The organism is Rhodococcus sp. MEB041 (assembly GCF_030208955.1).
In the GTDB taxonomy this organism is placed as follows: domain Bacteria; phylum Actinomycetota; class Actinomycetes; order Mycobacteriales; family Mycobacteriaceae; genus Rhodococcoides.
On the sequence record NZ_JARVSZ010000001.1, the window covers coordinates 640,272 to 665,712 of the forward strand.

Below are 25,441 nucleotides of genomic sequence, written 5' to 3' on the forward strand. Positions count from 1 at the left end.
CCTTCAATCGGGTGATCATCGTTCTACCCGCGGCTCCGCCAATCTCCTGACCGCCTCGCCGACGACGAGACGATGCCGCGCGATTTCGTCGTCGTCCCACCGCCGATGGGCTCGCTGGTCGAGGTCCGGTGTGGTGAACCAGCTGAACAGCACACCGAAAATCAGCGTCATCAAATCGGTTGCACTCCAATGGGAGTCGACGAATCCGTCGCGCTGAGCCTGCTCGACCTCGCGAACACGCTCACTCATCACCTCGGAGTGTTCGCTCGCGGGGAGATGGCCCTGCAACTGCGCCCAGAGCAGCATCCGGTGCTCGTCCTTCTCACTCGCGAGGCGGGTGAAGGCATCCATGGAGTACCCGGGTAGATCGCGTGGGGTGAAGTGCACGGACTCGACGAACCGCCGGAAACCAAGGTCCAGTACCGCGCCGAACAGCCGCTCCTTGTCGCCGTAGTACGCGTATAGGCGCTCTTTGCTGGAGCGAGACGCCAGTGCGATCCGGTCGACGCGAGCGCCGGCGAGGCCGTGCTCGGCGAACTCGCGGCGTGCGGCATCGAGGATTCGTTCACGCGTGTCAGAGGCGGCGGGGGAGATGGGGGTGTCCGACTTCACAGGCCGAATCCTACGCCAACCAACTAGTTCGTTTGACCGTGTCGGACCGCGACGGTACATTTTCGAATCGTCGAACAGACATTCCACCGCTTACCTTTTCCCAGGACCGAGGCACGCCCGTGACCAGCACGCCCGACATCGTGTCGTCAGAGAACGACGCCAATCCGAACTACGAGCGTCGTTGGCTCGTGCTGTGCATCGTCGCCATCACTCAGCTGACGATCGTGCTGGACGCGACCATCGTCAACATCGCTCTGCCGCAGGCGCAGGAAGACCTGGGCATCAGCGACAGCAGCCGCGCGTGGGTCATCACCGCATACGCGCTCGCGTTCGGTGCGTTGCTGCTGCTCGGTGGCCGCATCGCCGACTACTGGGGCCGCAAGCGGTCCTTCCTTGTCGGCATGGCGGGATTCGCGATCGCCTCGGCCATCGGCGGACTTGCACAGGAGGGCTACCAGCTCTTCATCGCCCGCGCCGGACAGGGCGTCTTCGCCGCCCTGCTCGCCCCCGCTGCGCTGGCCATCCTGACCACCACGTTCACCGACGAGAAGGAACGAGCCAAGGCGTTCGGTGTCTTCGGTGCCATCGCCGGTGGTGGCGCTGCCGTAGGCCTGCTGCTCGGCGGCGTGCTCACCGAGTACGCCAACTGGCGCTGGTGCCTGCTGGTCAATGTTCCCGTCGCGATCTTCGCGGCCGCCGCCGCTATCCCTTTGGTCAAGGAGAGCAAGGCAGAGGGCGACACGCGGTACGACGTTCCCGGCGCGATTCTGGTCGCCCTCGGGCTCGGCTCACTCGTCTACGGGTTCACCGAGGCTGAAGACGGCTGGTCCAACGTCTCAACCCTTAGCTTCATCGCGCTGGGCATCGTTCTACTGGCCGCGTTCGTCGTCGTCGAGTCCCGGTCTGCCAATCCGCTTCTGCCGCTGGGCGTCCTGCTGGATCGAGACCGTGGGTCCGCCTACCTCGGTTCTGCCATCATCGGCGCCGCCCTTCTCGGCGGCACCTTGTACCTGACCTTCTACTTCCAGATCGTGCTCGGATTCAGCCCCGTCGTGGCCGGAGTCGCCTCCCTCCCCATGACCGGCGGCATCATGATCACCGCTGCCGCAGCGTCCGCATTGATGCCTCGCGTGGGACCGAAGCCGTTGATGGCTGCTGGGCCCGTCATCTCGGCCATCGGTCTGGTCCTGCTCACGCAGATCGGCGTCGACACCTCGTACTGGACGCACGTGCTGCCCGGAGTGATGCTCCTCGGGCTCGGGTTGGGTCTGCTCATGGTGCCGATGCAGAACGTGGCACTCATCGGGGTCGCCGATCACGACGCGGGCGCTGCCAGCGCACTCGTCAACGCGGCCCTGCAGATCGGTGGCGCCTTGGGAACCGCCGTCTTCACCACGATCTACACGTCCGCCAAGTCGTCCTACCTGTCGTCGAACATCGCGCCCGTGCCGCCCGCCGGAGTGCCCCCGGAGGCCCTGGCGTCGCAGACCCTGCCGTCCGATTCCGAGCTCGCTGCCCTGCCCGAACCGATCCGCAATTTCATCAACTCCACGATCGACTACATGTTCTCCGCGGAGGTCTCCGGATACGCGCACGCGTTCGCGGCAGCGGCGGTCATGGTCATCCTGATCACGCCGATCGTGCTGGTGTTGGTTCGTGCGCGCAAGACCGACCTGCCGGCCGGCGACACCCCGGTTCACATGGGCTGACTCGAGCCGTTCCTACTGTCGAGGTACGACCGCTGCGGCGTAGAGAAGCCGCGCACGGCGTGACGCCGGTTAGGGTGCTGCGTGCGCATTCTCATTCTGTGGGTCACCCTTGCGGGCGTCGTGATCGGCTTGGTGTTCCTGGGTGTCGAAGGGTTCGCACTTTATCGTGATCAGAGCGAGGTGATCTACGACGGCGCCTACGTGCCGTTGCGCGGTGTCGAGATGACGAGGAGCTACTCGACCACCCTGACGCTCGACCACGCCGGCTCTGGATGGTGGAACGCGCTCCCGGTTCCCTGGTGGAGTTATCCGGTGATCGGGGGAGCAGCCGGGGCCCTGGCGTCCGCTGCGGCTGGGTGGCGGGGACTGCGCATCACAGGACGTGGATGACTCGCGGTCAGCGTCAGGTCCTCGACTGCGCGCAGAGATGGATAGGCGTCGACCGCAGGGCATCATGCCTGTCGAGGTAGCTCGTCTGCGAAGTCGAACGAACACCCGAGCCGATCGGCGGCCTCCACACCACCCGCGTCGCGCACCCAGGCAACGCACGCACCGGCCGCGAGTGCGAGATCGCGGCTGAACAGGTACCCGTCGGTGCAGTCGTCGAAGTGCGCGTCGTGGTGCCATCTGTCGAGAACCAGTCCCTGCACGGAATGATCCGCGAAGCGGAGCGTGTGCAGGATGCGGCGCGACCGGCGGACCATCACCACCCCGTCGTCGAGGCGGTGCAACTGCGCGGTGACGAGCTCGATGTCGTCGAGCTCATCGGCGGGAATGTCGGTGTTGGGTCCGAGATCGATGACGAGCCCGGCAGGTTCGTCCTCCATCGACTCGACGAGCCACGCGGTCATCGCGTCCCACTGGTCGACCTCGAGCAGGATGCCCGTCGGCGTTTCGAGACTGATCAGCAAAGCTGCGGCATCGATGACGGCGGCCCACACTTGTGTCGGCCCGTCGTCGTGAAAGAACACCCGACCGGTGTCGTCGATCAGAGCCCGGTGCCGGGTGAACTCAGAGGTGTCGGGAGTGCCGTCAACATGGTGGGTGTGGATGGACCAGCCGCGCATGTCCTCGTCGGTGACCACGACGTATCGCGTGAGGAGATCATCCGACGCGAACTGCCAGCGGGGGAGTGCAGGGGTGGTGTCCATCGACTCTCAGGCGTCGCTCAGTGCGTCCGCGAGCATGTGCATCGCGACAGTGACCGAGAGCGCCCGGACACTCGCACGATCACCGGGGAGCCGCAGCGTCCGCGTGACGGTCGGTCGGCCCGTGACAGCGATGCCGAAACACACCGTGCCGACGGGCTTGCTCTCCGTGCCGCCCCCAGGCCCTGCGACACCGCTGGTCGAGACGGCGACATCGGCGCCGACGCGGTGCAGTGCTCCTTCGGCCATGCGGGCGGCGACGGGTTCACTGACGGCGCCGTGCTCCTCGATCATGGCGGCGGGGACGTCGAGTGATCCGATTTTCACCTCGTTGGCGTACGACACCACGCCGCCGACCACGTAGGCCGACGAGCCGGCCCGATCGGTGAGCCGGGCGGCGATCATGCCGCCGGTGCATGATTCCGCGGTCGCGATGCGGCGGCCACCGGATCGAGTCGCCACGATGTCGTCGATGGTGGAACCGTCGGTCGAGAAGATCTGCGCGCCATGGTGTTCTTCGATGAGTGCCAGCACGTCGGAGTAGGCGGCGGCCGCGGACTCCTCGTAGCGGGTGACCATCTCGAGCTCACCGCGCGACAGGCAGGTCGTGATCGCCAGATCGCCGAACCCGGCAATCGAGCTCTCTGCGGTGCGCAAGGTCGCGGCGAGGTCGGCCTCCGACAATCCGTAGGCCCGGATGGTGTTTTCGGTGACCGACGTCCTCCGCGCGAGCACTGCGGCGACGGGTGCGCTCTCGATCGCTTCCGGCCACATCGACTGCAGTTCGGAGGGCGGGCCCGGAAGGATGAGGACCGTGGGGAAGGTGCCCGAGTCGTCGGCCATCGCCACGCCCGGTGCCGTGCCTGTCGGCGAGATCGAGTGCGCTCCGGCGGGAACCATTGCCTGCTTGCGTACGCCGGCTCGCAGTGGTTCGGAGTCGGCGACGCTGCCGAGCCGACTGCGCCAGCGCTCGACGATGGCCGTGATGCGGCCTTCGAGTTCGACGTCGAGGTGCATCTCGCGCCGGTAGAGCGCGGCGACGGTCTCGACGGTGAGGTCGTCCGCAGTCGGGCCGAGGCCTCCAGTCGTGATGATGAGGTCCACGTGCTGGTCGGCGAGGAACTGGACCTGGGCGGTCAGATCGGCCGGCCGGTCACCGCACACCGTCAGATGGGCGACGTCGACTCCCATCTGCAGGAGTTGCCGCGCCACCCAGGGGCCGTTGCGGTCGCTGACCCGCCCGGCCAGAACTTCGCTACCCGTGACCACCACACCCGCGCGCACCGCCATGGTTCGACACTACGGCTGCCGAGGTCGGGTCTGATCGGTGGCCACGACGCCCGACTCGCCCAACTGCACCGGTCCGATGCCTCTCTTCAGCGCCGAGAGCAGGAGCGCGCATCCCAGCCCGGACAGGACGAGGCCCGTCCCGAACATGGCGGCGTAACCGAAGGCCTGGCCCACCACGCCCGCCGCTAGTCCGGCGATGCCCTGGGAGAAGACGACGGCGCAGGCGAGAAGGGTGTAATCGGTTCCGGCGTAAACACGTTCAGAGGCATCCATCATGAGGGCGAACAAGACGACGGTCGCGGCGCCGCCGAAGACGTGCTCGCTGACGCTGGCGGTCACCACGAGTGTGAGCCCGCCGATGTCGAGTGCAGCGGCGACATAGAAGCCGAGCGCGAGGGTCTGGGTGATACCGGCGACGAGCAGGGCGCGCCGTCGACCAAAGCGCGTCGCGTACCAGGCGCCGAGCGCCGCACCTGCGAGTGCAGAGCCGGACGCGACTCCGCCTTCGAGGAGCGCGATCTGACCCAGGGAGAGTCCGAGGTCCGAGAGGAACGGACCGACGAGGGCCGACCCCATCGAGTTGCCGAACTTGTAGGCGGCAATCAGGCCGATGAACGCCAGAACACCCGGTCGGCGCAGTCGAACCCACCAGGTCCCTGCGAGGCGGACGGCGGTCGTCGATTCCGCCGGCCGCACATCTGCTCTGTCGAGCTGAGTGCGAAGCAGGAGGACTGGGATCGTAGACGCCACGATCAACACGGCCATTGCGACGAACAGCGCTCGCCATCCCGCGAACGAGAACAGCCACAGCAGAACGCCGCCGCCGACGATCATGCCGATGCGGTAGGCCCCGAGTTGGATCCCATTGCCCACACCTCGGTGGCGTGCGTCGAGCAGTCGCACGGCGAGCCCGTCGGTGACGATGTCCTGCGTCGCTGACAGAACGTTCACCACTGCGATGCCGACGAACAGCCACTGCAGGCCGGACGTGAGGTCGAGGCAAGCGAGCACCAGGGCGACTGCCGCCGCGCCGAGTTGGAGGGAGAGAAGCCACCGTCGGCGGCTCCCGTACCTGTCGACATAGGGCGCCCACAGGAATTTCAGTGCCCATGGCGCGAACAGCACTCCGCTCGCGCTGATCGCGATCAGGGAGTAGCCGGACCGCCGCAACACCACGGGCAGGGCCTGGGTGAAGAAGCCGAAGGGCAACCCCTGGGCGAAATAGAGGGCGCCGAGTAAGGCGAACGTGCCGCCGACGATGCCGGAACGGGGGACGCGTGCTTTGTCGGTCGTCGACACGGTGGAAGTCTGGCGCATTCACCGGCGTCCTGCTTCCTCACCCCACTGCGCCGGGGACATCGAGACCGGGAAGTCAGACCTGCGTCCGCCGCCCGCCCTCGAAGTCGAGCGGGGCAGCCTGCAGGTGCCGACCCCTCGGCGTCCCGTCGACGAGCTCTCCGTCCTGGACGACGATGGTCCCTCCGACGAGCACGGTGACGGGCTTACCTCGAAGCGTCATCCCTTGATACGGCGTGTAGTCGGTGGCCATGTGGAGCGCGTCGACGTCGACGGTCCATTCGACGTCCGGACCCCACAGTGCGATGTCCGCGTCGGCGCCCGGCATCAGCGTTCCCTTGCGAGGGAAGAGTCCGTTGGTCTTGGCCGGATTCGTCGACGTGAGCTCGACGAACCTGCTGGCGGTCAGGTTCGAGTCACGCACGTAGCGCGAGAAGATGACCGGCAGCCTGGTCTCCACTCCCGGTAGCCCGTTGGGCATGTGGCGGACATCGTGGCTGTGGACCTCCTTCTGCGCTGTGTCGTAGCAGCAGTGGTCGGATCCGATGGTCGTGATGTGACCGGTGAACAGGTGCTGCCCCAATTCCTCGACTGCGTCGGCCGCCCTGAGCGGTGGACAGCACACGAACCGTTCGGGGTTCTCGCCGCCGTAGGCGCTGTCGTCCAGGATCAGGTGGTGCGCCACCGACTCCGTGAAGGCGACGAGTCCGCGGGTGCGCGCATCCGCCACCAGCTCGACTGCCGCCGCCGTGGACTGGTGCACGAAGTAGACGGGCGCGTCCTGAGACTCGGCGATCGCCAGAATGGCGGCAACGGCTGCCGTCTCGGCGATCTCGGGTCGCGTCATCGACATGTGGGCCGCGTCGATGCCCTCGGTGGCGGCCGCCGTCGTCTGCGAATCGGTGACGATGGCGTCCGACTCGCAGTGAATGATTACCATCCCACCGAGATCGCGAGTGGTCTGCATGGTCTTGAGAATGGTGTGCTCGTTCGCCATGGTCTCGCCGGCGTAGGTCGTGAACATCTTCACGGTGCGAATGCCGTCCTGCGCCATCGTGGCCAACTGGTCCGCGGTCGTGTCGTCCCAGTCGACGACGCACGCGTGCAGGGCCGAATCGCACAGGCCATCGGTCGCCTTTTGCCGCTGTTGCTCTGCGGCATCGAGTGGGGACTGACCGGGCCGGGGAATCGCGAAATCGACGATCGTCGTGGTGCCGCCGAACACGGCCGCCGTCGTGCACTCGCGGTACGAGTCCAGCGACGTGAACTCGCCCGACGTGAAGCCGACGTGGCAATGCGGGTCGACGCCTCCGGGCATGACCAGCTTCCCGGTGGCGTCGACGACCTCCGCTGCACGGTCCACGTCGGCGCCGGGAGCGAGAACGGCGATGATCGTGCCGTCCTCGATCAGGAGATCGGCGGGCCCGTGCCAATTCGACTCGACGAGGGTTCCTCCTCTGATCACCTTCATCGCAGCGTCGCCCGGTATGCGAGCCACCCGCCGAGCTCACTGATGTCGGTGACATCGGAGCTGTCGAGCACCTCACGGCGCATGCGCATCGAGAGGGAGCCACCCCCGTCGGCGAGCTCGATGACGCCGAGCTCCAATTCCTCGGGTTCGCGAGGAAGAAGCTCTTCTCGGAGGACGTCGTACTCCACCTCGTACAGCTCACCGGGTACGGCGTGGCCACCGGAGGACACGGGGTGCAATCCGGGGAATTCGTCTCGTACGGAGAAGAACTGGTACTTCGGTGCGGTGACCGCCGGGCCGAGCAGTCGCGCTCGGTGAAGGGCGTCGTTGAGCGTTCCGCCGGACATCGCCTGTCCGTTGACGAACATCGTGACCAGTGCCATGGGTGCCTACCTTCCGTGTTCTGCGAACGGGGTGAGTCGAGCCGGTGAGAACTCGCTGACGTCGATGCCCGGCACTCGTCCGTGCACCATCGAGGTGAGTAGCTGCGCCCAGAGCGGCGCGAAGGTGAACGAGTAGGTGCCGCCGGCAACGTAGAACCCAGGTGACCCGTCGACGGCACCGATGACCGGCATCTCGTCGGGCGTCGTCAGTACGGGGCCGGTCCACGTGTCGACGAGGGGGAGCAAGGCGAGGGAGGGGAGCAGTCGCTCGACCTGTGCGAGATTTCCGGTGGTGCTCTCGGGCAGGGACGACGCAGCGTCCGTGTCGTGGAACGTGCCGGCCGGCCATCCACCGCCGAGCACGAGGCGACTCCGCCTATCCTGCTTGATCGACATGCCTTCTCCGACGTGCTGCACGAGGACGTCGAGGGTGTGCGGGGGTGCGGCGAGTGCGTGCATCTGCAGTGACGTCGGCCGAAGGTCCAACGAGATGCCGGCCATCGACGCGATACCGGCCATCCACGGACCGGCGACGTCGATCACGGTGGGTGCGACCCACGTGGAGTCGGGAGTGGTCACCGTCCACAGGTCGCCGACTCGTTCCACACCCGTGACGGGAGAGTGTGACCGCAGGACGGCACCCTCGGCCTCGGCCTGACGCAGAGTTGCGGGCCCCGCGAGGTCAGGCTCCGCGAATCCGTCGAGGGGACACCAGGTCGCGGCTTCGACGCTGGGTCCCAGCGCCGGCAGCGCCCGGCGTGCCTCGGATCCGGTCAGCACCTCGGTGGGGATTCCCGCCGCGCGTTCCCAGTCGTGTTTGGTCCCGAGTGTCTGCACCTGGTCCTCCGTCTCGGCGACCATGTATCCACCGCAGCGGTTGAGGCCGAGACCGGGAACGCTGTCGGCAAGGTCGTTCCACAGCGAGCTGGTGCGGTGCTGCAGCGGGAGGAGTCGTCGGACGTCCACGGCCGCGCCTTGGCCGGGGCGGCGAGTGTGAATCGTCTGGATGTGGAGGTTGCCCGCCGTGGTCCCGGAGCCACCGGTGTTGGGTGCGGATCGGTCGAGCACGACGACGCGAGCGCCGGACCTCGTCAGTGCCAGGGCCGTCGCAGCGCCGACGATGCCGGCTCCGACGACGACCACGTCGAAGTCAGACTGCACTGCCCACTCCTGCCGTCCGGGATGCCTCGGCGATTCCCGAGTTCTCGACGATCCGCGCCAGGTGGTCCAGCGTCGTCTGGTCCGTCACGGGCAACAGCGGTTCGCGCACGCTCCCGCCGGGTTGTCCGAGAAGGTTCATGACGGCTTTGAGCTGGGGAATGGGAGAGGCGTAGACGCCGCTGTAGTCGGGGTTGATCAGACGTCCGGACAGCGCGCGGTACCTGTCGGCCCAGGACCGCGCGGCGGCCGCGTCGCGCGCAGCGACGGCACGGTAGAACGGCACGGCGAAGGGTGCGCCCACTCCGCCGCCGTCGATGTTCCCGTCGCCACCCAGATCCAGCAACGCTGCGAGTCCGCGGTGGTGAAGGAAGCTGCCGAAGACTCGGACCGTGCCCGCCACCGCTTCGACGGTGTCGAGCATGGAGAGCCAGTTGCCGGTGCTGTCCTTGACGGCCACCACGTTGTCGAGGGCTGCGAGCTCGGTGAACAGCCCGGGGAGAGTGCCCATGTCGACAGCGACGCCACGCGGCCAGTTGTAGACCATGAACGGCAATGCCGTTGCGGTGCTCACGGATCGGTAGAAGGTGAGCAGCTCGTCCTTCGACGGATGAACGTAGGGCGGAGGTGTGGCCAGCACGCCGTCGGCGCCTGACGACTCGGCATGCCGCGCGAGTGCTGCGGAGTCGCGTGCGGTGTACGCGCTGACGCCGATGACGACGGGGAAGCGTCCGCGGACCGCGTCGATGGCGACCTCGGCGACGGTGCGCCGCTCGGAGTCACTCTGGCTGAACCACTCACCGGTGCTGCCGTTGACGAGAACGCCGTCCACCTCGTGGTCGGCGTACAGGTTCATGAGAGAGGCCAGGGCATCCGTGTCGACTGCGCCGGCGGCGGTGAACGGGGTGGGTGCAGCAGGCCAGTAGCCGGACCAGGCGACGTCATCGCGGTTCATGAATACCTTTCGTGCGGCGTGGAAGCCGGACTGGGTCGATTCGATGGGATCGATTGCATAGACTGCCGTCGGTGAAGACACATCGTCAAGCCGGAAACGCACTTGTAACGAGCGAGGCTCGGCGTGGGAGAGTCTGTGCACGATCGGCGACGAGGGGAGGTGGGGGTCGATGACGGTCACACTGGCTGACGTGGCTGCTGCCGCGGGTGTCTCGCGCAGCACGGCTTCCCGGGCGTTGAGCGGGTCGACGCTGATCTCGGCCGATACCCGGCGGACCGTCGAGGAGGCGGCCCGAACGCTGGGGTACCGGCCCAACAGGGCCGCGAGTGCGCTGCGCTCCAACAAGTCGCATCTGGTCGGTCTCGTGATGAACAACCTCCTCAATGCGACGTTCCACACCGTGGCCGAGGTCGTCCACAAGAGATGCTCCGACAATGGCTTTCAGGTTCTGTTGTGCATCACCGATGCGGACCCGTCCCGCGAGCGAGATGTGCTCGCGATGCTGGGAGACCACGGAGTCGATGGGACCATCGTCATCGGGAGTGGTCGCAGCGCAGTCGAATCCAATGCTCTGCTGGCCCAAGGCCGGGCTGTTGTCAACGTGATCAGGTCGGTTCGAGGGAGCGCCGCACCCACCGTCCTCGCCGACGACCTGGACGGTGCGCGCGATGCGACGGCGCATCTCCTCGACCTCGGTCACCGACGCATCGGTTACATCGGCGGCCTGGAGGACGCCACCTCCGGCCGGGAGCGGTTCGAGGGCTACCGCTCGGCACTGGCGGACCACGGCATCGAGGTCGACCCGTCGCTGATCCGGAAAGGGCCGTTCACCACCGAATTCGGTGTCACAGCAGTCGATTCGCTGCTCGACGAACCGTCCGGCATGACTGCGCTCTATGCGGCGAACCACGAGGCCGTGTTCGGGATTCTGCCGACACTCGTCGGACGAGGGGTGTCGGTGCCTAGCGACCTGTCGCTGATCTGCCACGAGGACATGCCGTGGCTCTCGTTGTGGCACCCGGCCGTGACCGTCGTCGACAACGGTGCCTCACAGCTCGCCAACGTCGCGATGGATCTCCTGTTCCAGCAGATGAGTGAGCCGTCGAAACCGGACGGCCGCACCTACCGGATCGGCGCCCGATTGGTCGAGCGCGCGTCGTGCGCGCCCGTCGGCAACCCGTGATTCACGAGGGCCGACGTTAACTTTCGTTGAAACACGTGTCGTCCGTGTTAACCACGTTGACGTGTCCGCCGGGACTCTGCGATGGTACATGCAATCGATCCCATCGAGGTCGACCATCCCCGATCCAGACAGTCGCTGCAGACCGCAGTCGACACCGAAAGGTCTCTCCTATGCGCACGCTCATCGGAATTGCCGCTGCCGGCGTCCTGACCCTCGGCCTCGTCGGGTGCGGCTCCTCGTCGGAGCAAGATGCCGCGCCGACGGACTGCACGCCGACTCTCGGCGCAGCCGATCTCGCCGAGGAGGGCTCGCTGACCATGGCCACGAATGCCACCCTCCCGCCCATGCAGTACGTCGACGCCGACGGAGACGTGATCGGCATGCGGGTCGACCTGGGCAAAGAAATCGCCAAGCGGCTCTGCCTGACACCGAAGTTCGTCAACATCGAGTTCGAGGCCCAGATCCCCGGTGTGCAGAGTGGTCGGTGGGACATGATCGACACCGGCATGTTCTACACACCCGAGCGCGCCGAAACCATCGATCTGGTGCCGTACGAGGTTCAGGCCGTGTCGATCTCGGTTCCGTCGGGCAATCCCGAGGGCATCAGCACGGTGGACGATCTCGCCGGCAAGACGGTCGGTGTGGAAGCGCCCGGATACGAATTCGACACTCTCACCGCGCTGTCCGAACAGTTCGCGACAGAGGGCAAGGCACCGCTGACCGTGCAGACGTTCAAGACGAATGCCGATGCCTATCAGGCACTCTCGGCAGGGCAGCTCGACGGAACATCGATCGTCGAGTCGGTCACCTCGTTCTACCAGGAGGACGGCCGCTTCGAGACCGCCATCGGCGGCATCAACGAGGCGCCCCTCGCCATGGGCTTCGCGAAGGGCAGCAAGTCCGCCGGTGAGGTCGCTCGCGTCCTGTCCGAGATGCGCGACGACGGCTATCTGCCGGACCTGTTCGAGCAGTACGACGTCAGCGGGTACGAGGGTGACATCGCCGTCAGCACCGGCCCGCTCGAGAGCTGAGAGGCTCCGACATGTGGTCGTGGGACGCGTTCTTCTCCATCCTCACCAGTACCCAGCTGCTGGAGGGCGCCTGGGTGACCGTCTGGCTCACCGTGGTCAGCATGATCTTGGGGCTCGTGTTGGCGGTGGTCGTCGCGGTCGCCCGGTCGTCGAAGTTCCTGCCGTTTCGCGCGGTGTCGGGGTTCTATGTCTGGCTGATGCGAGGAACCCCGCTGCTCGTGCAGCTCGTCATCATCTACACCGGGCTGCCCCAGGTCGGCATCAAGCTCGGCGTCATCGAGGCGGCGCTGCTCGGACTGGTGCTGAACGAGGCCGCTTACCTGTCCGAGATCGTGCGATCCGGACTGCTGTCCGTCCCCACGGGGCAGACGGAAGCGGCACGTGCGCTGGGGATGTCGCCGACCAAGGTGTTCCGCGTCGTCGTGCTGCCCCAGGCGCTGCGCGTCATGATCCCTCCGCTCGGCAACAGCTTCAACGGCCTGCTGAAGACGACGACGCTGGTCTCGGTGATCTCCGTCCAGGAGTTGTTGCGCCGCACGCAGTTCCTGGTTCAGGTGAACTTCAGGGTGCTCGAGGGTCTGTGCGCAGCAGCGCTCTACTTCCTCCTGCTCACCACCCTCTGGGGTCTGATCCAGAAGCGTCTGGAAGTACGAGCTGGACGTGGATACGACAGGAACTACCGTCGCAAAGGGAGAACCGACATGGCAGCGCTCGACGACAGTGTCATCGACGCGGAGGCGGTGAACCGATGACCGACCAGGCGATCGCGAACCTGACGATGATCGACGTTCAGGACATGACCAAGGCGTTCAACGATCTCGTGGTGCTCGACGGCATCGACTTCCGAGTCGCCAAGGGCGAGGTGGTGCTCCTCCTCGGGCCGTCGGGAAGCGGGAAGAGCACGTTGCTCCGCACGCTCAACTGCCTCGAGACCATCGAGTCGGGGACGGTCCGGGTGTGCGGGGAACTGATGGGGTTCTCCGACGACGGCAAGCGGACACCACTGTCCGAGGCGAACATCGCCCGGCAGCGCCACTACACGGGGATGGTGTTCCAGAACTTCAACCTCTTCCCGATGATGACGGCACTCGACAACGTCGCCGCCGGACCACGGCACGTGCTCGGAACGCCCAAGGACAAGGCGCGAGCGCAAGCTCAGGAGTTGCTCACGCTCGTCGGACTCGGTGACAAGAGTGAGAACTACCCGTCGCAGCTCTCCGGCGGTCAACAGCAGCGGGTGGCGATCGCGCGAGCGCTGGCGATGAAGCCCGAGGTCATGCTGTTCGACGAGCCGACCTCGGCGCTGGATCCCGAGATGGTCAAGGAGGTCCTCGACGTCATGCTGCGACTGCGCGACGAGGGGATGACGATGGTCGTGGTGAGTCACGAGATGGGGTTCGCGCGAGCGGCCGCCGATCGTGTGGTGTTCATGAGCGACGGGCGCATCGTCGAGGATGCGGCGCCGAACGAATTCTTCGACAATCCGCGCAACGAGCGCACGAAGCAGTTCCTGAGTCGAATGCTGTGAGTCACCGGCGCCCGACCTCCGCCGCCGGTCACGGCAGGTTACTCACCGGTAGCCTCCCGGACCGCCGGTGGAAGATCGTCGGCGCAGGTCAGGTTATGTCTCGAGACACATCGACCCCGCTGGACCGGGGTCGCCACAACACAGCCCTGCACGACTAAAGTTGTCTCCGAGCCCACAAGGACAGACGACGTCGAGCAGACGGAAAACGAGGCAAGACCTGCAATGACTGAGAAAAAGCCGACCATCATCTACACCCTGACCGACGAGGCGCCCATGCTGGCGACTCACGCGTTCCTGCCGGTCATCCGCACTTTCGCCAGCGCAGCCGGGATCGAGGTGGAGTCGAGCGACATCTCCGTTGCCAGTCGCATCCTCGCCGAGTTCCCCGACTACCTGGACGAGGACCAGCGGGTGCCGGACAACTTGGCCGAGCTGGGCAAGCTGACTCAGCTGCCCGACACGAACATCATCAAGCTCCCCAACATCAGTGCCTCGGTACCGCAGCTGCACGCCGCGATCAAGGAACTGCAGGACAAGGGCTACAAGATCCCCGACTTCCCGGGCAACCCGAAGACGGACGAGGAGCGGGAGATCCGCGACCGCTACACCAAATGCCTCGGTAGCGCCGTCAACCCCGTCCTCCGTGAGGGCAACTCCGACCGCCGCGCGCCGAAGGCCGTCAAGGAGTACGCGCGCAAGCACCCCCACAGCATGACCGAGTGGTCGCCGGCGTCGCGCACGCATGTTGCGCACATGCGCGAGGGCGATTTCTACCACGGTGAGAAGTCGATGACCGTCCAGGGCGACCGCGAGGTCAAGATGGAGCTCGAGACGAAGAGCGGCAAGACGGTCGTCCTCAAGCCGAAGGTCTCGCTGACCGACGGAGACGTCATCGACAGCATGTTCATGAGCGCCAAGGCGCTGGACAAGTTCTACGAAGAGCAGATGCAGGACGCCTACGAGACCGGCGTCATGTTCTCCCTGCACGTCAAGGCCACGATGATGCGGGTCTCGCACCCCATCGTCTTCGGTCACGCGGTGCGCGTCTTCTACAAGGACGCCTTCGCCAAGCACAACGAGCTCTTCGAGGAGCTCGGCGTCAACGTCAACAACGGCCTCTCCGATCTCTACAGCAAGATCGACACCCTCCCGGCGTCGAAGCGCGACGAGATCGTCGAGGACCTGCACAAGTGCCACGAGCACCGGCCCGAGCTGGCCATGGTCGACTCGGCACGCGGCATCTCCAACTTCCACTCGCCCAGCGACGTCATCGTCGACGCCTCCATGCCCGCGATGATTCGCGCCGGCGGCAAGATGTGGGGAGCCGACGGTCGTCCCAAGGACACCAAGGCCGTCAACCCGGAGTCGACCTTCTCCCGCATCTACCAGGAGATGGTGAACTTCTGTAAGACGAACGGCCAGTTCGACCCGACGACCATGGGCACCGTTCCCAACGTCGGCCTCATGGCGCAGAAGGCCGAGGAGTACGGCTCGCACGACAAGACCTTCGAGATCGAAGAGGACGCCGTCGCGAACATCGTCGACGTGGCGACCGGCGAGGTCATGCTCACGCAGAACGTGGAGAAGGGCGACATCTGGCGCCTCTGCATCGTCAAGGACGCGCCGATCCAGGACTGGGTCAAGCTCGCCGTGAACCGTGCGCGCGACTCGGGAATGCCAGTGCTCTTCTGGCTCGACCCGTACCGCCCCCACGAGAACGAGCTGATCAAGAAGGTGCGCACGTACCTGAAGGATCACGACACCGAGGGCCTCGACATTCAGATCATGTCGCAGGTCCGCGCGATGCGGTACACGCTCGAGCGCGTTGTCCGCGGCCTGGACACCATCTCCGCGACCGGCAACATCCTCCGTGATTACCTCACGGACCTGTTCCCGATCCTCGAGCTCGGCACCAGCGCCAAGATGCTGTCCATCGTTCCCTTGATGGCCGGCGGCGGACTGTACGAGACGGGCGCCGGCGGTTCCGCGCCGAAGCACGTCAAGCAGCTCATCGAAGAGAATCACCTCCGCTGGGACTCGCTCGGCGAATTCCTCGCGCTGGCCGTGAGCCTCGAGGACCTGGGCAAGAAGACCGGCGGCAAGGCGAACGTCCTGGGCAAGGCCCTCGACGCCGCGACCGGCAAGCTGCTCGAGGAGAACAAGGGCCCGTCGCGCACCACCGGCGAGCTCGACAACCGCGGCAGCCAGTTCTACCTGGCCAAGTTCTGGGCGCAGGAGCTCGCGAACCAGACCGAGGACGAGGAGCTGGCGAAGCACTTCGCGCCGCTCGCCAAGGCACTGGCCGATCAGGAAGAGGCCATCGTCAAGGAGCTCGGCGACGCGCAGGGTGAGCCCGTCGACATCGGCGGGTACTACTACCCGGATCCCGAGAAGGCGACGTCGATCATGCGTCCGAGCAAGACGTTCAATCAGGCTCTGGAGTCTGCGACCAAGTAGTTCACGGCCCTCTGGCCCATGCACGCGCGTCGTGCATGGGCCAGAGTTGTCTGTGGACTATGGACCCCGGAAAGCGGGGTCCGAAGTCCACGATCAGGATCGACGCTAGAGATCCGCCGGCGTCGACGTGTCGAGACGACGACGATCGAGCGCCTCGATAAGTGCCGGCGCGTGAGAGTCCGGAACACAGAACTGTCCGTTCACCGGGACGATCAGTCCGAGGTCGACCATGGTTGCCAGTCGCATGAACACCCACGCGCTGACTTTCTCGATGTCGGTGTCGATGCCCGCGTCGAAAGCTTCGCCGTCATGGGCTGGGTCGTCGACCAGGGAGCGGACGAGGATGAACCACAGCGCCGCGCAGGCTGCGGCTATCTCCCGCTGCGGCGAGGCGTTCAGTGCGACAACGGGTTCCAAGCACGCGATGTAGGCCTCGACGAGACTTCTGCGTCGCCACTCCTCGCTCGGTGCCGAGAGCCAGTGATCGAATGCGTCTCCTGCTCGAAGTGTTCGATCCTCGTTGCGCAGGACGCCCACTCCCAACGCGGTCGCGATAACCACCTGGTACGTCACCGTCGACAGCAGTTCGCTGAGGGTGTCGCCTTCACCGGTCGGGCCGAGGGCGTCTCGAAGCTGCCTGCTCGAGCGCGGGTGTGCGAAGCAGGGGTCGGGAACGCTGCCGTTGTCTTCGCACCAGGCAGCAACCCGCCGGACGTGAGACGTCAGGGTGGTCGGACCGAGGGGTGCCGAGCGATGTCGCGGGACCGGTGCCGTGCGTTGCGGGGAAACCCCACCATCTCCGCGAGGTCGTTTGTCTGTGTCGGCGAAACACGTTCTGCGACAATGAATATCGCGAAGAGATCGAGCGCATAGACAGTGTCGTCGGGTGACCACGGTGTGTGTCCGCAGTCGTCGGCGTACACGTCTGTGTCGAACAACTCCAGTGGTATGTCGGATCCCGCGACCAGGATGTCGTGTTCGCGCCTGGATCGGTCGACCGCCATCGCCGTCGAATATGCCGCCAACGGGTCTGTGGTGCAGCCTGAGCGCACCAACCACTCCGCAAATTGTTTCAGCACGTCGTGCCAGCACAATGCAGGCCGTCTCCGCGCGGTGCGCTTCTCGGCCTTGGCCCTGCGTTGACTCTTGCTCATCAGGTCCCCCCAGGATCGTGTGCTCGGAGAGTAGGGCCGGCGTACGACAGGACCTGACAGTGGAAATCTGCCCCCGGAAACCGGGGTCGATAGTCCACGATCATGTGATGAGAGACATGGCGATCGAGCACGTGATCGGTCTGGAGAAGGCACTACTCGATCCGGCGACGCGCTCATCGCAAACTGAACTCGACCGACTGCTCGACCCGTCGTTCGAGGAGATCGGCGCGTCGGGTCGGCTGTGGACGCGGCGCGAGATGATTGCGGCGCTGATCGACGCGCCCGAGTCCGAGCCCATCAAGAGCGCGAACTTCAACGGCCGGAGGATCGCCGACGACATAGTTCACGTGACCTACGAGACCTGGCATGAGGGTCGTCACGCGCGCCGAAGCTCGTGGTGGCGCAGGGTAGATGCTGGGTGGACGCTGCTGTTTCATCAGGGAACTCCAATCCAAGCAGTCGCCCGCAAGCGGTCGGCAGACATCAAGACGGCTCTTCCCAGATGACGGTGTAGGTCGGCCGGGCGCGTCGGTCCGCAGATAGACGTCGAGGTCTCCCGACGATGGAGGTTCCTACGCCATCCATCCGAAAGACCTCGACGTGTCCGACGCTACCCCGCCGGCCGGCTTCGGCCGCCCTGACCTGACCGCCTTCGCGGCTCATCCCAATCGACCCTGATCGGGTCTGCTGACCCCCTCGACGAGAACGCAGCGACGTCACAGCCACCCAACCCCGACCGTCCGGGAAGCCGGGGCACGTCACATGGCCTGTGCTGCGGGCGTGTCGAGTGGGTCGTCCAGGGGCGACGCAGGAGCGTCGACGCGACGTGCTGAGAGGTGGTTCCAACCGAGCGCTAGGACACCGGCTACAGGCATGGCGATAGGTCAGGAACGGCGTCGCTCACTGCGCAGGAGGGAGCGCAGAGTCTCGGCGTTCGCGTAGCCGACCCGTAGCGCGATCTCGGCGGAGGTGAGGTCCGTGGTTGCTGAGAGGTGCCGAGCTCGTTCGATGCGAAGCCGTTGGACGAAGCCGAGCGGAGTGAGGTTGAGCGCCGCACGGACTCGTCGTTCGAGGGTGCGCCGGCTGGTGCCGAGCGACTGCGCGACGAAGGCGACGTTGAACGGTTCGTCCAGGCGGGCGCGCACGAAGCGTTCGAACTCGACGACGATCGGGTCCTCGTGCCGGAGATGTTCGTAGGCGACGAAGGCCGCCTGCGACGGACGCTCGTCGATGATGAGGAGCTTGGCGACATGTTGGGCCAGGTCGGGGCTGATCGATCGCACGAGTGAGAGCGCGAGGTCGATGTGGGCGAACGCGGCGCCGGCGGTGACGAGGTTCCCGTCGACCACGACCATGGTGTCGAGATCGAGGGCGACGGTCGGATAGCGCTTCAGGAACTCCGGCCCCAGGAACCAGCTGGTCGTCGCCCGCCGATGATGCATCCGTCCAGTCTCGGCGACGGCGAACACGCCGGTGCACGCCGCGGCGATCCGGGTGGTCGCGTCGTCGAGGCGCCCGAGTGAGGCGATGACCGAACGTGCATCTCGGCTCTGGAGGGCGTCGTTGGTAGCGGCGGCCGTGAGGGTTCCAAGCGCAGGGACGACGACCACGTCGAACTCTCCGGACTCCGACAGCGGGTGGTCTACCGACAGGGTCATCGATGCCGTCGTGGTCACTCGCCGTTTCGGTCCGAGGATGGCGAGTTCGATCGGGTCGATCCGCGGGTCGACATCGCCGCGGGCTCCGTCGGCCACCCGCACGATGTCGATGACCGACGCGACAGCCGAACCGAAGCAGCCGTCGATCGCGATCAGTCCGATACGCATGGCGCGAACAATAGCAATCCTGTCGTATACGCCACTCCCCACCGGCCCTCGCTCGTCATACGCTGAACTCGCCCCACGAAGAACCCCGACTTCAAGGAGAACCCCTCATGTCCACACCCGCATCACTTCCGTATGCCTTCGTCGCCAAGATCGTCGCGGCCGATGGACAGCACGACGCGCTCGCCGATCTGCTCGCCGGCGCTGTCGCACTCGCCAACGAAGAAGTAGGAACGATTGTCTGGTTCGCGGCTAGGACCCACGCCGACACCTTCTGGATCTTCGATGCATTCCCCGACGAGGCCGCTCGCGACGCCCACGCCAACGGCGCCATCGTCGCAGCCCTGATGGCCAACCAGCACCTCCTCGGCGCAGCACCCGAGATCCTGGCGGCCGACGTCCTCGCGTCCAAGCTCCCGTAGTCCGCCAACACACGAGACGATCGCGCCCCGCCGAGCCGTCGGACCCGATCGCCTCGACACCCGCACCACGTTGACGATCCCCGACGGGCCGATCACGAGGAGGCCAGAGGAGATCCCGGACGCGGTCACGATGATGGATCCCTTCCACGTCGTGCGCCTGGCCGGTGACACCCTCGACAGGTGTCGGCGCCGGGTCCAACTCGCGATCCACGGGCACCGTGGGTTCAGGGACGACCCGCTCTACAAGTCGCGGCGCACGCTGCACACCGGCGCGGACCTGCTTACCGACAAGCAGAGCGACAGGCTACGCGCGCTGTTCGTTGATGACGCTCACGTCGAGGTCGAGGCGACCTGGGGTGTCTACCAGCGCATGATCGCCGCCTATCGCCACGAGGACCGGCAACGTGGCCGCGAGCTCATGGAGAAGCTGATCACCGACCTCAGCGCCGGCGTCCCCAAGGTGCTCACCGAGCTCACCACCCTGGGCCGGACCCTGAAGAAGCGAGCCGCCGACGTGCTCGCCTACTTCGAACGACCCGGCACCAGCAACGGGCCGACCGAGGCGCTCAACGGACGGCTCGAACACCTGCGCGGCTCCGCACTCGGGTTCCGCAACCTGACCAACTACATCGCCCGAAGCCTGCTCGAGACCGGCGGCTTCAGACCCCAACTCGTACACCCCCGATTGGGATGAGCCATCAAGACTCGGTAACAGTCACAGAACGATCGGTCTTTTTCTGCCTGAGAGTGCCAGAGTGATGACCATGCGACAGACAACGCTTCGAGCGGCAGTGGCCCTGGCACTCGCGATCCCGGTGTTCCTGGGGGTGGGCGCAGGAACGGCATCCGCCGCACCCCAGACGTCGATCTTGCAGGTGCCCGTCGTGACGGGGCTGGAGATCGGCCCGGTCAGCGTGCCCGGCGGGCTTATCCAAACCACGCCGATCGAGGCGACGGTGGGAGAGAGGCCGGGCTCGGTCCGGTTCTCTGCCGCCGACATCAAGCCGTACTACTACCAGTACAACTACCGGTGGATGACGGTGCAGTGGCGCAATCTCTCGACGGGAGCGGCCGGCGCCGTCGACTTCCGCCACTGGGCCTCCGAGGATCTCTCGGCTGTCGATCCGAACGCCGGCGCCCGAGGACTCCCGCTCGACGTCGTCGCGGATACCGGACCCGGTCAGGTCGCCGTCGTGGTGACGCAGAGCCGCCAGTTCCCCGCGCCGTTCTCCGAAACACTGTTTCCAGGGCTTGGTCTTCTGATAGTCCCGTGAGTTTGACCGCCGCTCGTTGTGAACCATCCCAAGCGCGGTGACCTGCTGGGCACTACTGTCACGCTGAGTGCGGTTCGTGGCAGAGCCGGCCCTGTCGAGGAGCGTGGTGGCGTGGCGTCGGTATTCGCTCAGCGCGCCAGCTACCAACGGCAGGGGATCCGTTTCGTCGGCGGACCGTTGCCGTTGTCATCGGAGCGGAGGGTGTCCGACGCGTTCGGCAAGAAGTTGTCGCGCGACTACCTGTTCGTCGACGATCGAGAGTCCGACTTCATCGGTACCTGGCGTGGCAGTCGAGTGCAGCTGTACGCGGTGTCGCGCCGGGCCATCGAAGCGATCGTCAACCCGAAGATCGCCGGTGTGCACATCGATCGTGACACCGCCGCGCAGTATTCGTTCGGTCAGTTGAGCCCCGATGCGCTGACGTTCTCGTCGGCGCAACAGCCTCGTTTCCGTGACCGCAAACGCAACATGATCGTGGCGACGAGCGCGGGGTCCGCCCGTGCAGCGATGACGCGCGCACTGCCGGCGCATGTTCGTGCGGACGACGACAGCATCGACCTGCGGCCGATCGTCACCGAGTGCGTCCGCGCTGCTGTGGCAGAGGCAGTGTGGGGTGACGCGGCGACGACAGTGATCGACTACGTCGACGAGAGCGGCGCCCACAAGACGCTGCCGTTCGCAGATGCGATGTACGACAACTTCTTACGCCTTCGACGCTGTGCGAACACCTACGCCATGAGAGTCGAGCCACGGCTGCAACGGTGGACGTTTTCGCGGGAGCAGCGGTGGATGCGAATCAACACTCGGACGCTGGTGCGGCACGCCTCGGTTCTGGCGGATATGCCGCTCGACGACACCATTGCCGGCCACATCAGGCGGTTGCACGCCATCTCGGGGTTCTCGTCGAACATGGTCCGTGACGACACCACGACGTCCTTCATCGCCGGCGTCGACACGACGCGCACGGCCATTCTCGCCACGCTGAAGCATCTGCTCGGTCCCGCCAACACGCAGTGGAAGGACGCCTTCTCAGCTGTGCCCGTCGAGTCGCTGGGTGATTCTGCAGTGGTTCGTGCGTGCGTGATGGAAGCGTTGCGCATCGACACCCCCGGGTCCGTGTTCAACGGGCGGGTGATCGAAGACTGCCGCATCGCGCTCGGTGACGGCAGTGTCGATCTGCACCGTAATACGCTGGTGATGCCGAACATTCATGCCGCGCACGCGGTTCACGGTCCGACATTCGATCCGAACCGGATACTGAACGCCCACGCGACGGATCACGTCGCCCCGCTGGTGATCCCCTTCGGCAAGGGTCCGAGATCGTGCCCTGGCAAGTCGTTCGCGTCGTCGATGATCGCGGTGTTCGTGCACGACTTCCTTCAGGCGTACCCGGACGCCGCGGTGGACACGACGCACCCGGACAACGCCTATCCGATCCACACGTCATCCGAGCATGGTCTGCACGTGTCGCTGCGTGGCTGAGGTGTCAGGTCATCAGTGCGGCGGGAGCCCACGACGGCCATGACGGGTCCCCAACCAGTCGACCATGGTCGTAACGAGCGATAACGCGAAAGGGGTTGCTTGCGTTGGTATTGTCGTAGACGCGGGCATTTTCAACGACATCGATCGCGGATCGAACCAAGGGCCACAGGCGCACGTATCGCTCACGGACCTTTGCCTCGGGCACCGAATGACCGCCGATCTCGACGCGGTTGACGACGCGGGCTACGGCCAGGTCGACCGGAATGGCGACGATATGAAGTGTGACGAGGTACCCGGCCTCGTTCGCCGTCTCGATCAGATCGAGCTTCGACGGATGCGAGAAGACTGTCTCGGTGACGAACGACGCGGCCTGTGCGAGTAAGTCCACCCGCTGTTCGGCGGCCAACCTCGATGCGTCGTACGCGTGCGCTTGTTCGTCACCGGGCCAGTTCTCGGTAGCGATCTCGTCGGCGTTGACGAAGGGAAGATGAGTGACGGGCGCCAGCACCCGAGCAAAGAAGGTGCTCTTGCCGGCGGCGTTCGGGCCGGCAAGCAGGTGCAGAACCGGGTCGCGGGTCATTCCGTCAGGGACGATGCTCGATCACAGCGCCGTCTTCGTCGCATTCGACGAAGGCCCGTCCTTCTGCCTCGAATTCGCTGCGCAGATCCAGGCCTTCTGACATCGCGTCGATTCGCTCGGACCATTCCGCGCGTACGACTGCCTGCTCTCGCGGGGTGAGCGCGTCGTAGTTCTGCCGACCTGCCAATACCCCGGCGATGTCGCGTGAGGCTATGTGATGTGAGGCCTCGATCTCACGCCCGACCAGTGCCCAGTGTGCAATTTGTTGGGCTGCGCTCCGGCTCGACTCACTGCCGACCAGCTTCGCCGATGCATACAGTTCATCGTCGACCCGTAGCGATGACGTCGTACCCATGAGATGCTCCGTTCGTTGTCGTGCACCTAGTGTAGCAATCTGCCACAGCTATGTACTGCCGGATGATGACTAGCTGTCAGCAGTGACCCGAGCAGCCAGGAACGCTTCCGGATCGATCAGATCAGCCTGCCCGACGATCGATCCCAGGTCGGCGATTCGCTCCACTCCGGTCAGCACCATCTCTTCCTCGACGGTCCCCTCGGCGTAGCCGTAATAGCAGGTGGAGGTCGTGTGGTTGTGGTCCTTGTCGATGCGGTTGGCGCGGCCCTCGATCTGACGGATGTCGATGGGTGTCCACCGAGGGTCGTGGATCAGCGTCACCCGCGGCGCGAGAGTGGACGTCGTGCCTTCGGGCAGCAGCATTTCGTTGGTGTGCAGGTTGATGGCACTCGTTGTGGTGGACACGATGACGGTGGCGTCACCCGTCTGAAAGCGCCGGATCTCGGCCTCCTGCTCCGGACTGCTCATGCTGCCGTCGACTACTGCAACGGCAAGCCCGCCCTCGCGCAGGTCGTCGGCGAGGGCGGCGACGGACTCGCGGTAGAACATCGACACGAACACCTGGTTGCCGGCCTTGACCCACGTGCGCACTTGGTCCGCGGACGCGGGAATGCGGAGATACGAACACTTCTGACGGAACCGCAGTGTCGCGGCACGCACACTCGGATTCTTCTGCAGCACCCGTTTGCCGCCGGACACCTTCCACATCGGCAGACCGACCTCCTTGCGATAGTCGACCCATGCAGAGTTGTACAGCCGCTTCTGCGCGGCGGTCAGTTCTTGCCCGAGCGGTTCACGTGGTGTGGGCGGGGACGGCCGCGAGATCGACCACGGCACAGCACCTCCCGACAACCACCCGTGCACGGCGGCGATATCGCGCTCGCGACGGGCAGCATCCTCCGGCTCCCAGCGCCACGTGGCCAGCCCTGTCGACGCCTTGCCGGCCTTGATCGCGAAGCCGGACTCTTCGAGGAAGTTGGCCCACTTCACGGTGAGGGCGTAACCGAGCTGGTCGTCGTCGCCCACGATTTCGACGCCGCGTGACTGCTCGATCGCGCGCGCCATGTACGCGAAGTGCAGCGGCTGGTAACCGGGGGTCGCGGACATCCACACCACCGACCGCGCGGCTTCCTGATAGCGCCACACGATCTGCGACTGCTGCGATTCGATGTTCATCAACGCATGGCACTCGTCGGCGATAACCACGTCGATCTCGAATCGCAGTTCGCCGAGCGTGATGGTTCGCTTGTTCTGTGTCCGTTTGCGTTTCCCCAGATCGGTGTCCGGTGGGACGGATAGCAGCTTCTTCGTCGACTGGTATGTGACCAGAAGCCAGCGCTTGCGGTCGGAGGGCTCGATATCGGCCTCACTGTCCGCGATCGTCCGACGCCATCCCGGCAGCGCTCCCTTCGGTGCTACGACCAGGACGGTGCCGATCTCGGCAGCAGACATCTGCCGCACCGCCTCGCACACCGACAGGGTCTTGCCCAAGCCGGTGGAATCCATCTGCGCGAAGTAGGGGAAGCCCTCCTCGAGGGCGGTGAGCTGCCGATGCACCGATTCGAGCTGGGTTTCGCGGGGCAGCAGCGAACGGGCATGCACTGTCTCGGGGCGCCAGGTCTCGTTGGCGTCGTCCTCGAGCCACCGCTGCAGGCTGTACGGCATCGACTCGTACGGCTGCAGGTACTCGGGCAACTCGGTGCCGTAGTACGCGAACACTCGTGGGCCGGGGTACCAGCGCGCCCCCGCAGCGCTGGCTGCGGAGCGGTCCTCGAAGGGAACATCCAGCACCCACACACGCTCGCCGGTGTCGGGCACGCGCAGGTCGGGAGCTGCGGTCTTCTTCGCCGGTGCGCGGCGCTTGGTCGGCTTCTTCGCAGTTCCGGCGAACTTCCGGGCTGCGCTGCTCTGACCGGCCTTCACGGTGCGAGTGGTGGTGGAGCGTCTACGTGGTGGCATCGGGAACATCCTCTCCGATCGCAACTGATGGCCACGACAAGGGTCGTTCGCCGAAGTGGGATCCGGTGCCGTAGGAACCGGGCACGGCCAAGAGTTGCATCGACGTCCGACACCGTCGCCAAGGTTGGATACGACCGTGCCATATCCAACCTTGTGGCCATAAGGTTGGAT

At 65.6% G+C, this 25,441-nt stretch carries 25 protein-coding genes and 1 pseudogene; 12 read left to right on the forward strand and 14 right to left on the reverse strand.

Annotation, left to right across the window (positions count from 1 at the left end):
• Window positions 1-15: 15 nt before the first annotated feature.
• Window positions 16-612, reverse strand: coding sequence for a TetR/AcrR family transcriptional regulator (locus QRN16_RS03000; RefSeq protein ID WP_285184563.1), 597 nt, complete (start codon window positions 610-612; stop codon window positions 16-18).
• Window positions 613-731: 119 nt separating this feature from the next.
• On the opposite strand from QRN16_RS03000, the gene QRN16_RS03005 reads away from it, so the two are divergent.
• Entirely contained in the window at window positions 732-2,321 is a 1,590-nt protein-coding gene (locus QRN16_RS03005; protein WP_285184564.1) for an MFS transporter, read from the forward strand.
• A gap of 81 nt (window positions 2,322-2,402) precedes the next feature.
• Window positions 2,403-2,711 carry a hypothetical protein gene (locus tag QRN16_RS03010; RefSeq protein ID WP_285184565.1) on the forward strand — a complete coding sequence of 103 codons (309 nt, stop codon included), beginning with the start codon at window positions 2,403-2,405 and terminating at the stop codon, window positions 2,709-2,711.
• 62 nt (window positions 2,712-2,773) lie between these two features.
• Here the strand turns inward: QRN16_RS03010 and QRN16_RS21790 are convergent, their stop codons facing one another.
• Genes QRN16_RS21790 through QRN16_RS03045 form a run of 7 tightly spaced genes read right to left on the reverse strand, consistent with a single transcriptional unit; the run spans window position 2,774 to window position 10,022 of the window.
• Window positions 2,774-3,472: a hypothetical protein gene (locus tag QRN16_RS21790; protein ID WP_350310200.1), complete on the reverse strand. Its 699-nt coding sequence runs from the start codon at window positions 3,470-3,472 to the stop codon at window positions 2,774-2,776.
• Between the two features lie 6 nt (window positions 3,473-3,478).
• Window positions 3,479-4,759, reverse strand: coding sequence for a competence/damage-inducible protein A (locus QRN16_RS03020; RefSeq protein WP_285184566.1), 1,281 nt, complete (start codon window positions 4,757-4,759; stop codon window positions 3,479-3,481).
• Between the two features lie 9 nt (window positions 4,760-4,768).
• Window positions 4,769-6,076, reverse strand: coding sequence for an MFS transporter (locus QRN16_RS03025; protein ID WP_502943972.1), 1,308 nt, complete (start codon window positions 6,074-6,076; stop codon window positions 4,769-4,771).
• A gap of 55 nt (window positions 6,077-6,131) precedes the next feature.
• A complete protein-coding gene (gene hydA, locus QRN16_RS03030) occupies window positions 6,132-7,526 on the reverse strand; it encodes a dihydropyrimidinase (RefSeq protein ID WP_285184568.1) in 1,395 nt (464 codons plus the stop codon).
• Window positions 7,523-7,909: an allophanate hydrolase-related protein gene (locus QRN16_RS03035; protein WP_285184569.1), complete on the reverse strand. Its 387-nt coding sequence runs from the start codon at window positions 7,907-7,909 to the stop codon at window positions 7,523-7,525. Before QRN16_RS03035 ends, hydA begins: the two co-directional genes overlap by 4 nt.
• A gap of 6 nt (window positions 7,910-7,915) precedes the next feature.
• On the reverse strand, window positions 7,916-9,070 hold the full coding sequence (locus tag QRN16_RS03040) for an NAD(P)/FAD-dependent oxidoreductase (RefSeq protein ID WP_285184570.1): 1,155 nt from the start codon (window positions 9,068-9,070) through the stop codon (window positions 7,916-7,918).
• Entirely contained in the window at window positions 9,060-10,022 is a 963-nt protein-coding gene (locus QRN16_RS03045) for a dihydrodipicolinate synthase family protein (protein WP_285184571.1), read from the reverse strand. Before QRN16_RS03045 ends, QRN16_RS03040 begins: the two co-directional genes overlap by 11 nt.
• Window positions 10,023-10,191: 169 nt before the next feature.
• Here QRN16_RS03045 and QRN16_RS03050 point away from each other — a divergent pair, with 169 nt between their 5' ends.
• The 5 genes from QRN16_RS03050 (at window position 10,192) to QRN16_RS03070 (ending at window position 16,221) form a co-directional block, all read left to right on the forward strand.
• On the forward strand, window positions 10,192-11,205 hold the full coding sequence (locus tag QRN16_RS03050) for a LacI family DNA-binding transcriptional regulator (RefSeq protein WP_285184573.1): 1,014 nt from the start codon (window positions 10,192-10,194) through the stop codon (window positions 11,203-11,205).
• A 170-nt stretch (window positions 11,206-11,375) separates the two neighbouring features.
• Window positions 11,376-12,236, forward strand: a complete 861-nt coding sequence (locus QRN16_RS03055) for an ABC transporter substrate-binding protein (protein WP_285184574.1) — start codon at window positions 11,376-11,378, stop codon at window positions 12,234-12,236.
• A gap of 11 nt (window positions 12,237-12,247) precedes the next feature.
• Window positions 12,248-12,988: an amino acid ABC transporter permease gene (locus QRN16_RS03060; RefSeq protein WP_285184575.1), complete on the forward strand. Its 741-nt coding sequence runs from the start codon at window positions 12,248-12,250 to the stop codon at window positions 12,986-12,988.
• Between the two features lie 26 nt (window positions 12,989-13,014).
• Window positions 13,015-13,764, forward strand: coding sequence for an amino acid ABC transporter ATP-binding protein (locus QRN16_RS03065; protein ID WP_285184689.1), 750 nt, complete (start codon window positions 13,015-13,017; stop codon window positions 13,762-13,764).
• Window positions 13,765-13,986: 222 nt separating this feature from the next.
• Window positions 13,987-16,221: an NADP-dependent isocitrate dehydrogenase gene (locus QRN16_RS03070; RefSeq protein WP_285184576.1), complete on the forward strand. Its 2,235-nt coding sequence runs from the start codon at window positions 13,987-13,989 to the stop codon at window positions 16,219-16,221.
• A gap of 105 nt (window positions 16,222-16,326) precedes the next feature.
• On the opposite strand, the gene QRN16_RS03075 is transcribed toward QRN16_RS03070, so the two are convergent.
• Together QRN16_RS03075 and QRN16_RS03080 are read right to left on the reverse strand one after the other, a co-directional pair.
• Complete coding sequence (locus tag QRN16_RS03075; protein WP_285184577.1) at window positions 16,327-16,782, reverse strand: hypothetical protein; 456 nt, start codon at window positions 16,780-16,782, stop codon at window positions 16,327-16,329.
• A gap of 161 nt (window positions 16,783-16,943) precedes the next feature.
• A complete protein-coding gene (locus QRN16_RS03080; RefSeq protein ID WP_285184578.1) occupies window positions 16,944-17,375 on the reverse strand; it encodes a hypothetical protein in 432 nt (143 codons plus the stop codon).
• Window positions 17,376-17,491: 116 nt separating this feature from the next.
• Here QRN16_RS03080 and QRN16_RS03085 point away from each other — a divergent pair, with 116 nt between their 5' ends.
• Window positions 17,492-17,881, forward strand: coding sequence for a nuclear transport factor 2 family protein (locus QRN16_RS03085; protein ID WP_200933818.1), 390 nt, complete (start codon window positions 17,492-17,494; stop codon window positions 17,879-17,881).
• Between the two features lie 378 nt (window positions 17,882-18,259).
• Here QRN16_RS03085 and QRN16_RS03090 read toward each other — a convergent pair whose 3' ends face one another.
• Window positions 18,260-19,201 (reverse strand): GlxA family transcriptional regulator, encoded by a 942-nt coding sequence (locus QRN16_RS03090; RefSeq protein WP_285184579.1) that lies wholly within the window; start codon window positions 19,199-19,201, stop codon window positions 18,260-18,262.
• Between the two features lie 107 nt (window positions 19,202-19,308).
• Here QRN16_RS03090 and QRN16_RS03095 point away from each other — a divergent pair, with 107 nt between their 5' ends.
• The 4 genes and pseudogenes from QRN16_RS03095 (at window position 19,309) to QRN16_RS03110 (ending at window position 22,376) form a co-directional block, all read left to right on the forward strand.
• Complete coding sequence (locus tag QRN16_RS03095) at window positions 19,309-19,620, forward strand: putative quinol monooxygenase (protein ID WP_006247389.1); 312 nt, start codon at window positions 19,309-19,311, stop codon at window positions 19,618-19,620.
• 94 nt (window positions 19,621-19,714) lie between these two features.
• Window positions 19,715-20,314, forward strand: a pseudogene (locus QRN16_RS03100) (transposase); the annotation flags it as partial.
• Between the two features lie 97 nt (window positions 20,315-20,411).
• Complete coding sequence (locus tag QRN16_RS03105; RefSeq protein WP_285184582.1) at window positions 20,412-20,894, forward strand: hypothetical protein; 483 nt, start codon at window positions 20,412-20,414, stop codon at window positions 20,892-20,894.
• Between the two features lie 111 nt (window positions 20,895-21,005).
• Window positions 21,006-22,376: a cytochrome P450 gene (locus QRN16_RS03110; protein ID WP_285184583.1), complete on the forward strand. Its 1,371-nt coding sequence runs from the start codon at window positions 21,006-21,008 to the stop codon at window positions 22,374-22,376.
• 4 nt (window positions 22,377-22,380) lie between these two features.
• Here the strand turns inward: QRN16_RS03110 and QRN16_RS03115 are convergent, their stop codons facing one another.
• The 3 genes from QRN16_RS03115 to QRN16_RS03125 all read right to left on the reverse strand — a co-directional run bounded on the left by QRN16_RS03115 (window position 22,381) and on the right by QRN16_RS03125 (window position 25,270).
• Window positions 22,381-22,956, reverse strand: coding sequence for an ATPase (locus tag QRN16_RS03115; protein ID WP_285184584.1), 576 nt, complete (start codon window positions 22,954-22,956; stop codon window positions 22,381-22,383).
• Window positions 22,957-22,960: 4 nt separating this feature from the next.
• Window positions 22,961-23,311: a TA system antitoxin ParD family protein gene (locus tag QRN16_RS03120; RefSeq protein ID WP_285184585.1), complete on the reverse strand. Its 351-nt coding sequence runs from the start codon at window positions 23,309-23,311 to the stop codon at window positions 22,961-22,963.
• Between the two features lie 69 nt (window positions 23,312-23,380).
• Window positions 23,381-25,270 (reverse strand): helicase-related protein, encoded by a 1,890-nt coding sequence (locus tag QRN16_RS03125; protein ID WP_285184586.1) that lies wholly within the window; start codon window positions 25,268-25,270, stop codon window positions 23,381-23,383.
• Window positions 25,271-25,441 lie beyond the last annotated feature (171 nt).

Excerpts from the sequence above, each read along its gene's own strand:
- QRN16_RS03115 (WP_285184584.1), bottom strand. The coding sequence starts at position 22,956 with ATGACCCGCGACCCGGTTCTGCACCTGCTTGCCGGCCCGAACGCCGCC.
- QRN16_RS03125 (WP_285184586.1), bottom strand. The coding sequence starts at position 25,270 with ATGCCACCACGTAGACGCTCCACCACCACTCGCACCGTGAAGGCCGGT.
- QRN16_RS03090 (WP_285184579.1), bottom strand. The coding sequence starts at position 19,201 with ATGCGTATCGGACTGATCGCGATCGACGGCTGCTTCGGTTCGGCTGTC.
- QRN16_RS21790 (WP_350310200.1), bottom strand. The coding sequence starts at position 3,472 with ATGGACACCACCCCTGCACTCCCCCGCTGGCAGTTCGCGTCGGATGAT.
- QRN16_RS03020 (WP_285184566.1), bottom strand. The coding sequence starts at position 4,759 with ATGGCGGTGCGCGCGGGTGTGGTGGTCACGGGTAGCGAAGTTCTGGCC.
- QRN16_RS03095 (WP_006247389.1), top strand. The coding sequence starts at position 19,309 with ATGTCCACACCCGCATCACTTCCGTATGCCTTCGTCGCCAAGATCGTC.
- QRN16_RS03080 (WP_285184578.1), bottom strand. The coding sequence starts at position 17,375 with ATGAGCAAGAGTCAACGCAGGGCCAAGGCCGAGAAGCGCACCGCGCGG.
- QRN16_RS03070 (WP_285184576.1), top strand. The coding sequence starts at position 13,987 with ATGACTGAGAAAAAGCCGACCATCATCTACACCCTGACCGACGAGGCG.
- QRN16_RS03120 (WP_285184585.1), bottom strand. The coding sequence starts at position 23,311 with ATGGGTACGACGTCATCGCTACGGGTCGACGATGAACTGTATGCATCG.
- QRN16_RS03055 (WP_285184574.1), top strand. The coding sequence starts at position 11,376 with ATGCGCACGCTCATCGGAATTGCCGCTGCCGGCGTCCTGACCCTCGGC.
- QRN16_RS03085 (WP_200933818.1), top strand. The coding sequence starts at position 17,492 with ATGGCGATCGAGCACGTGATCGGTCTGGAGAAGGCACTACTCGATCCG.
- QRN16_RS03060 (WP_285184575.1), top strand. The coding sequence starts at position 12,248 with ATGTGGTCGTGGGACGCGTTCTTCTCCATCCTCACCAGTACCCAGCTG.
- QRN16_RS03025 (WP_502943972.1), bottom strand. The coding sequence starts at position 6,076 with ATGCGCCAGACTTCCACCGTGTCGACGACCGACAAAGCACGCGTCCCC.
- QRN16_RS03065 (WP_285184689.1), top strand. The coding sequence starts at position 13,015 with ATGATCGACGTTCAGGACATGACCAAGGCGTTCAACGATCTCGTGGTG.
- QRN16_RS03045 (WP_285184571.1), bottom strand. The coding sequence starts at position 10,022 with ATGAACCGCGATGACGTCGCCTGGTCCGGCTACTGGCCTGCTGCACCC.
- QRN16_RS03050 (WP_285184573.1), top strand. The coding sequence starts at position 10,192 with ATGACGGTCACACTGGCTGACGTGGCTGCTGCCGCGGGTGTCTCGCGC.
- hydA (WP_285184568.1), bottom strand. The coding sequence starts at position 7,526 with ATGAAGGTGATCAGAGGAGGAACCCTCGTCGAGTCGAATTGGCACGGG.
- QRN16_RS03035 (WP_285184569.1), bottom strand. The coding sequence starts at position 7,909 with ATGGCACTGGTCACGATGTTCGTCAACGGACAGGCGATGTCCGGCGGA.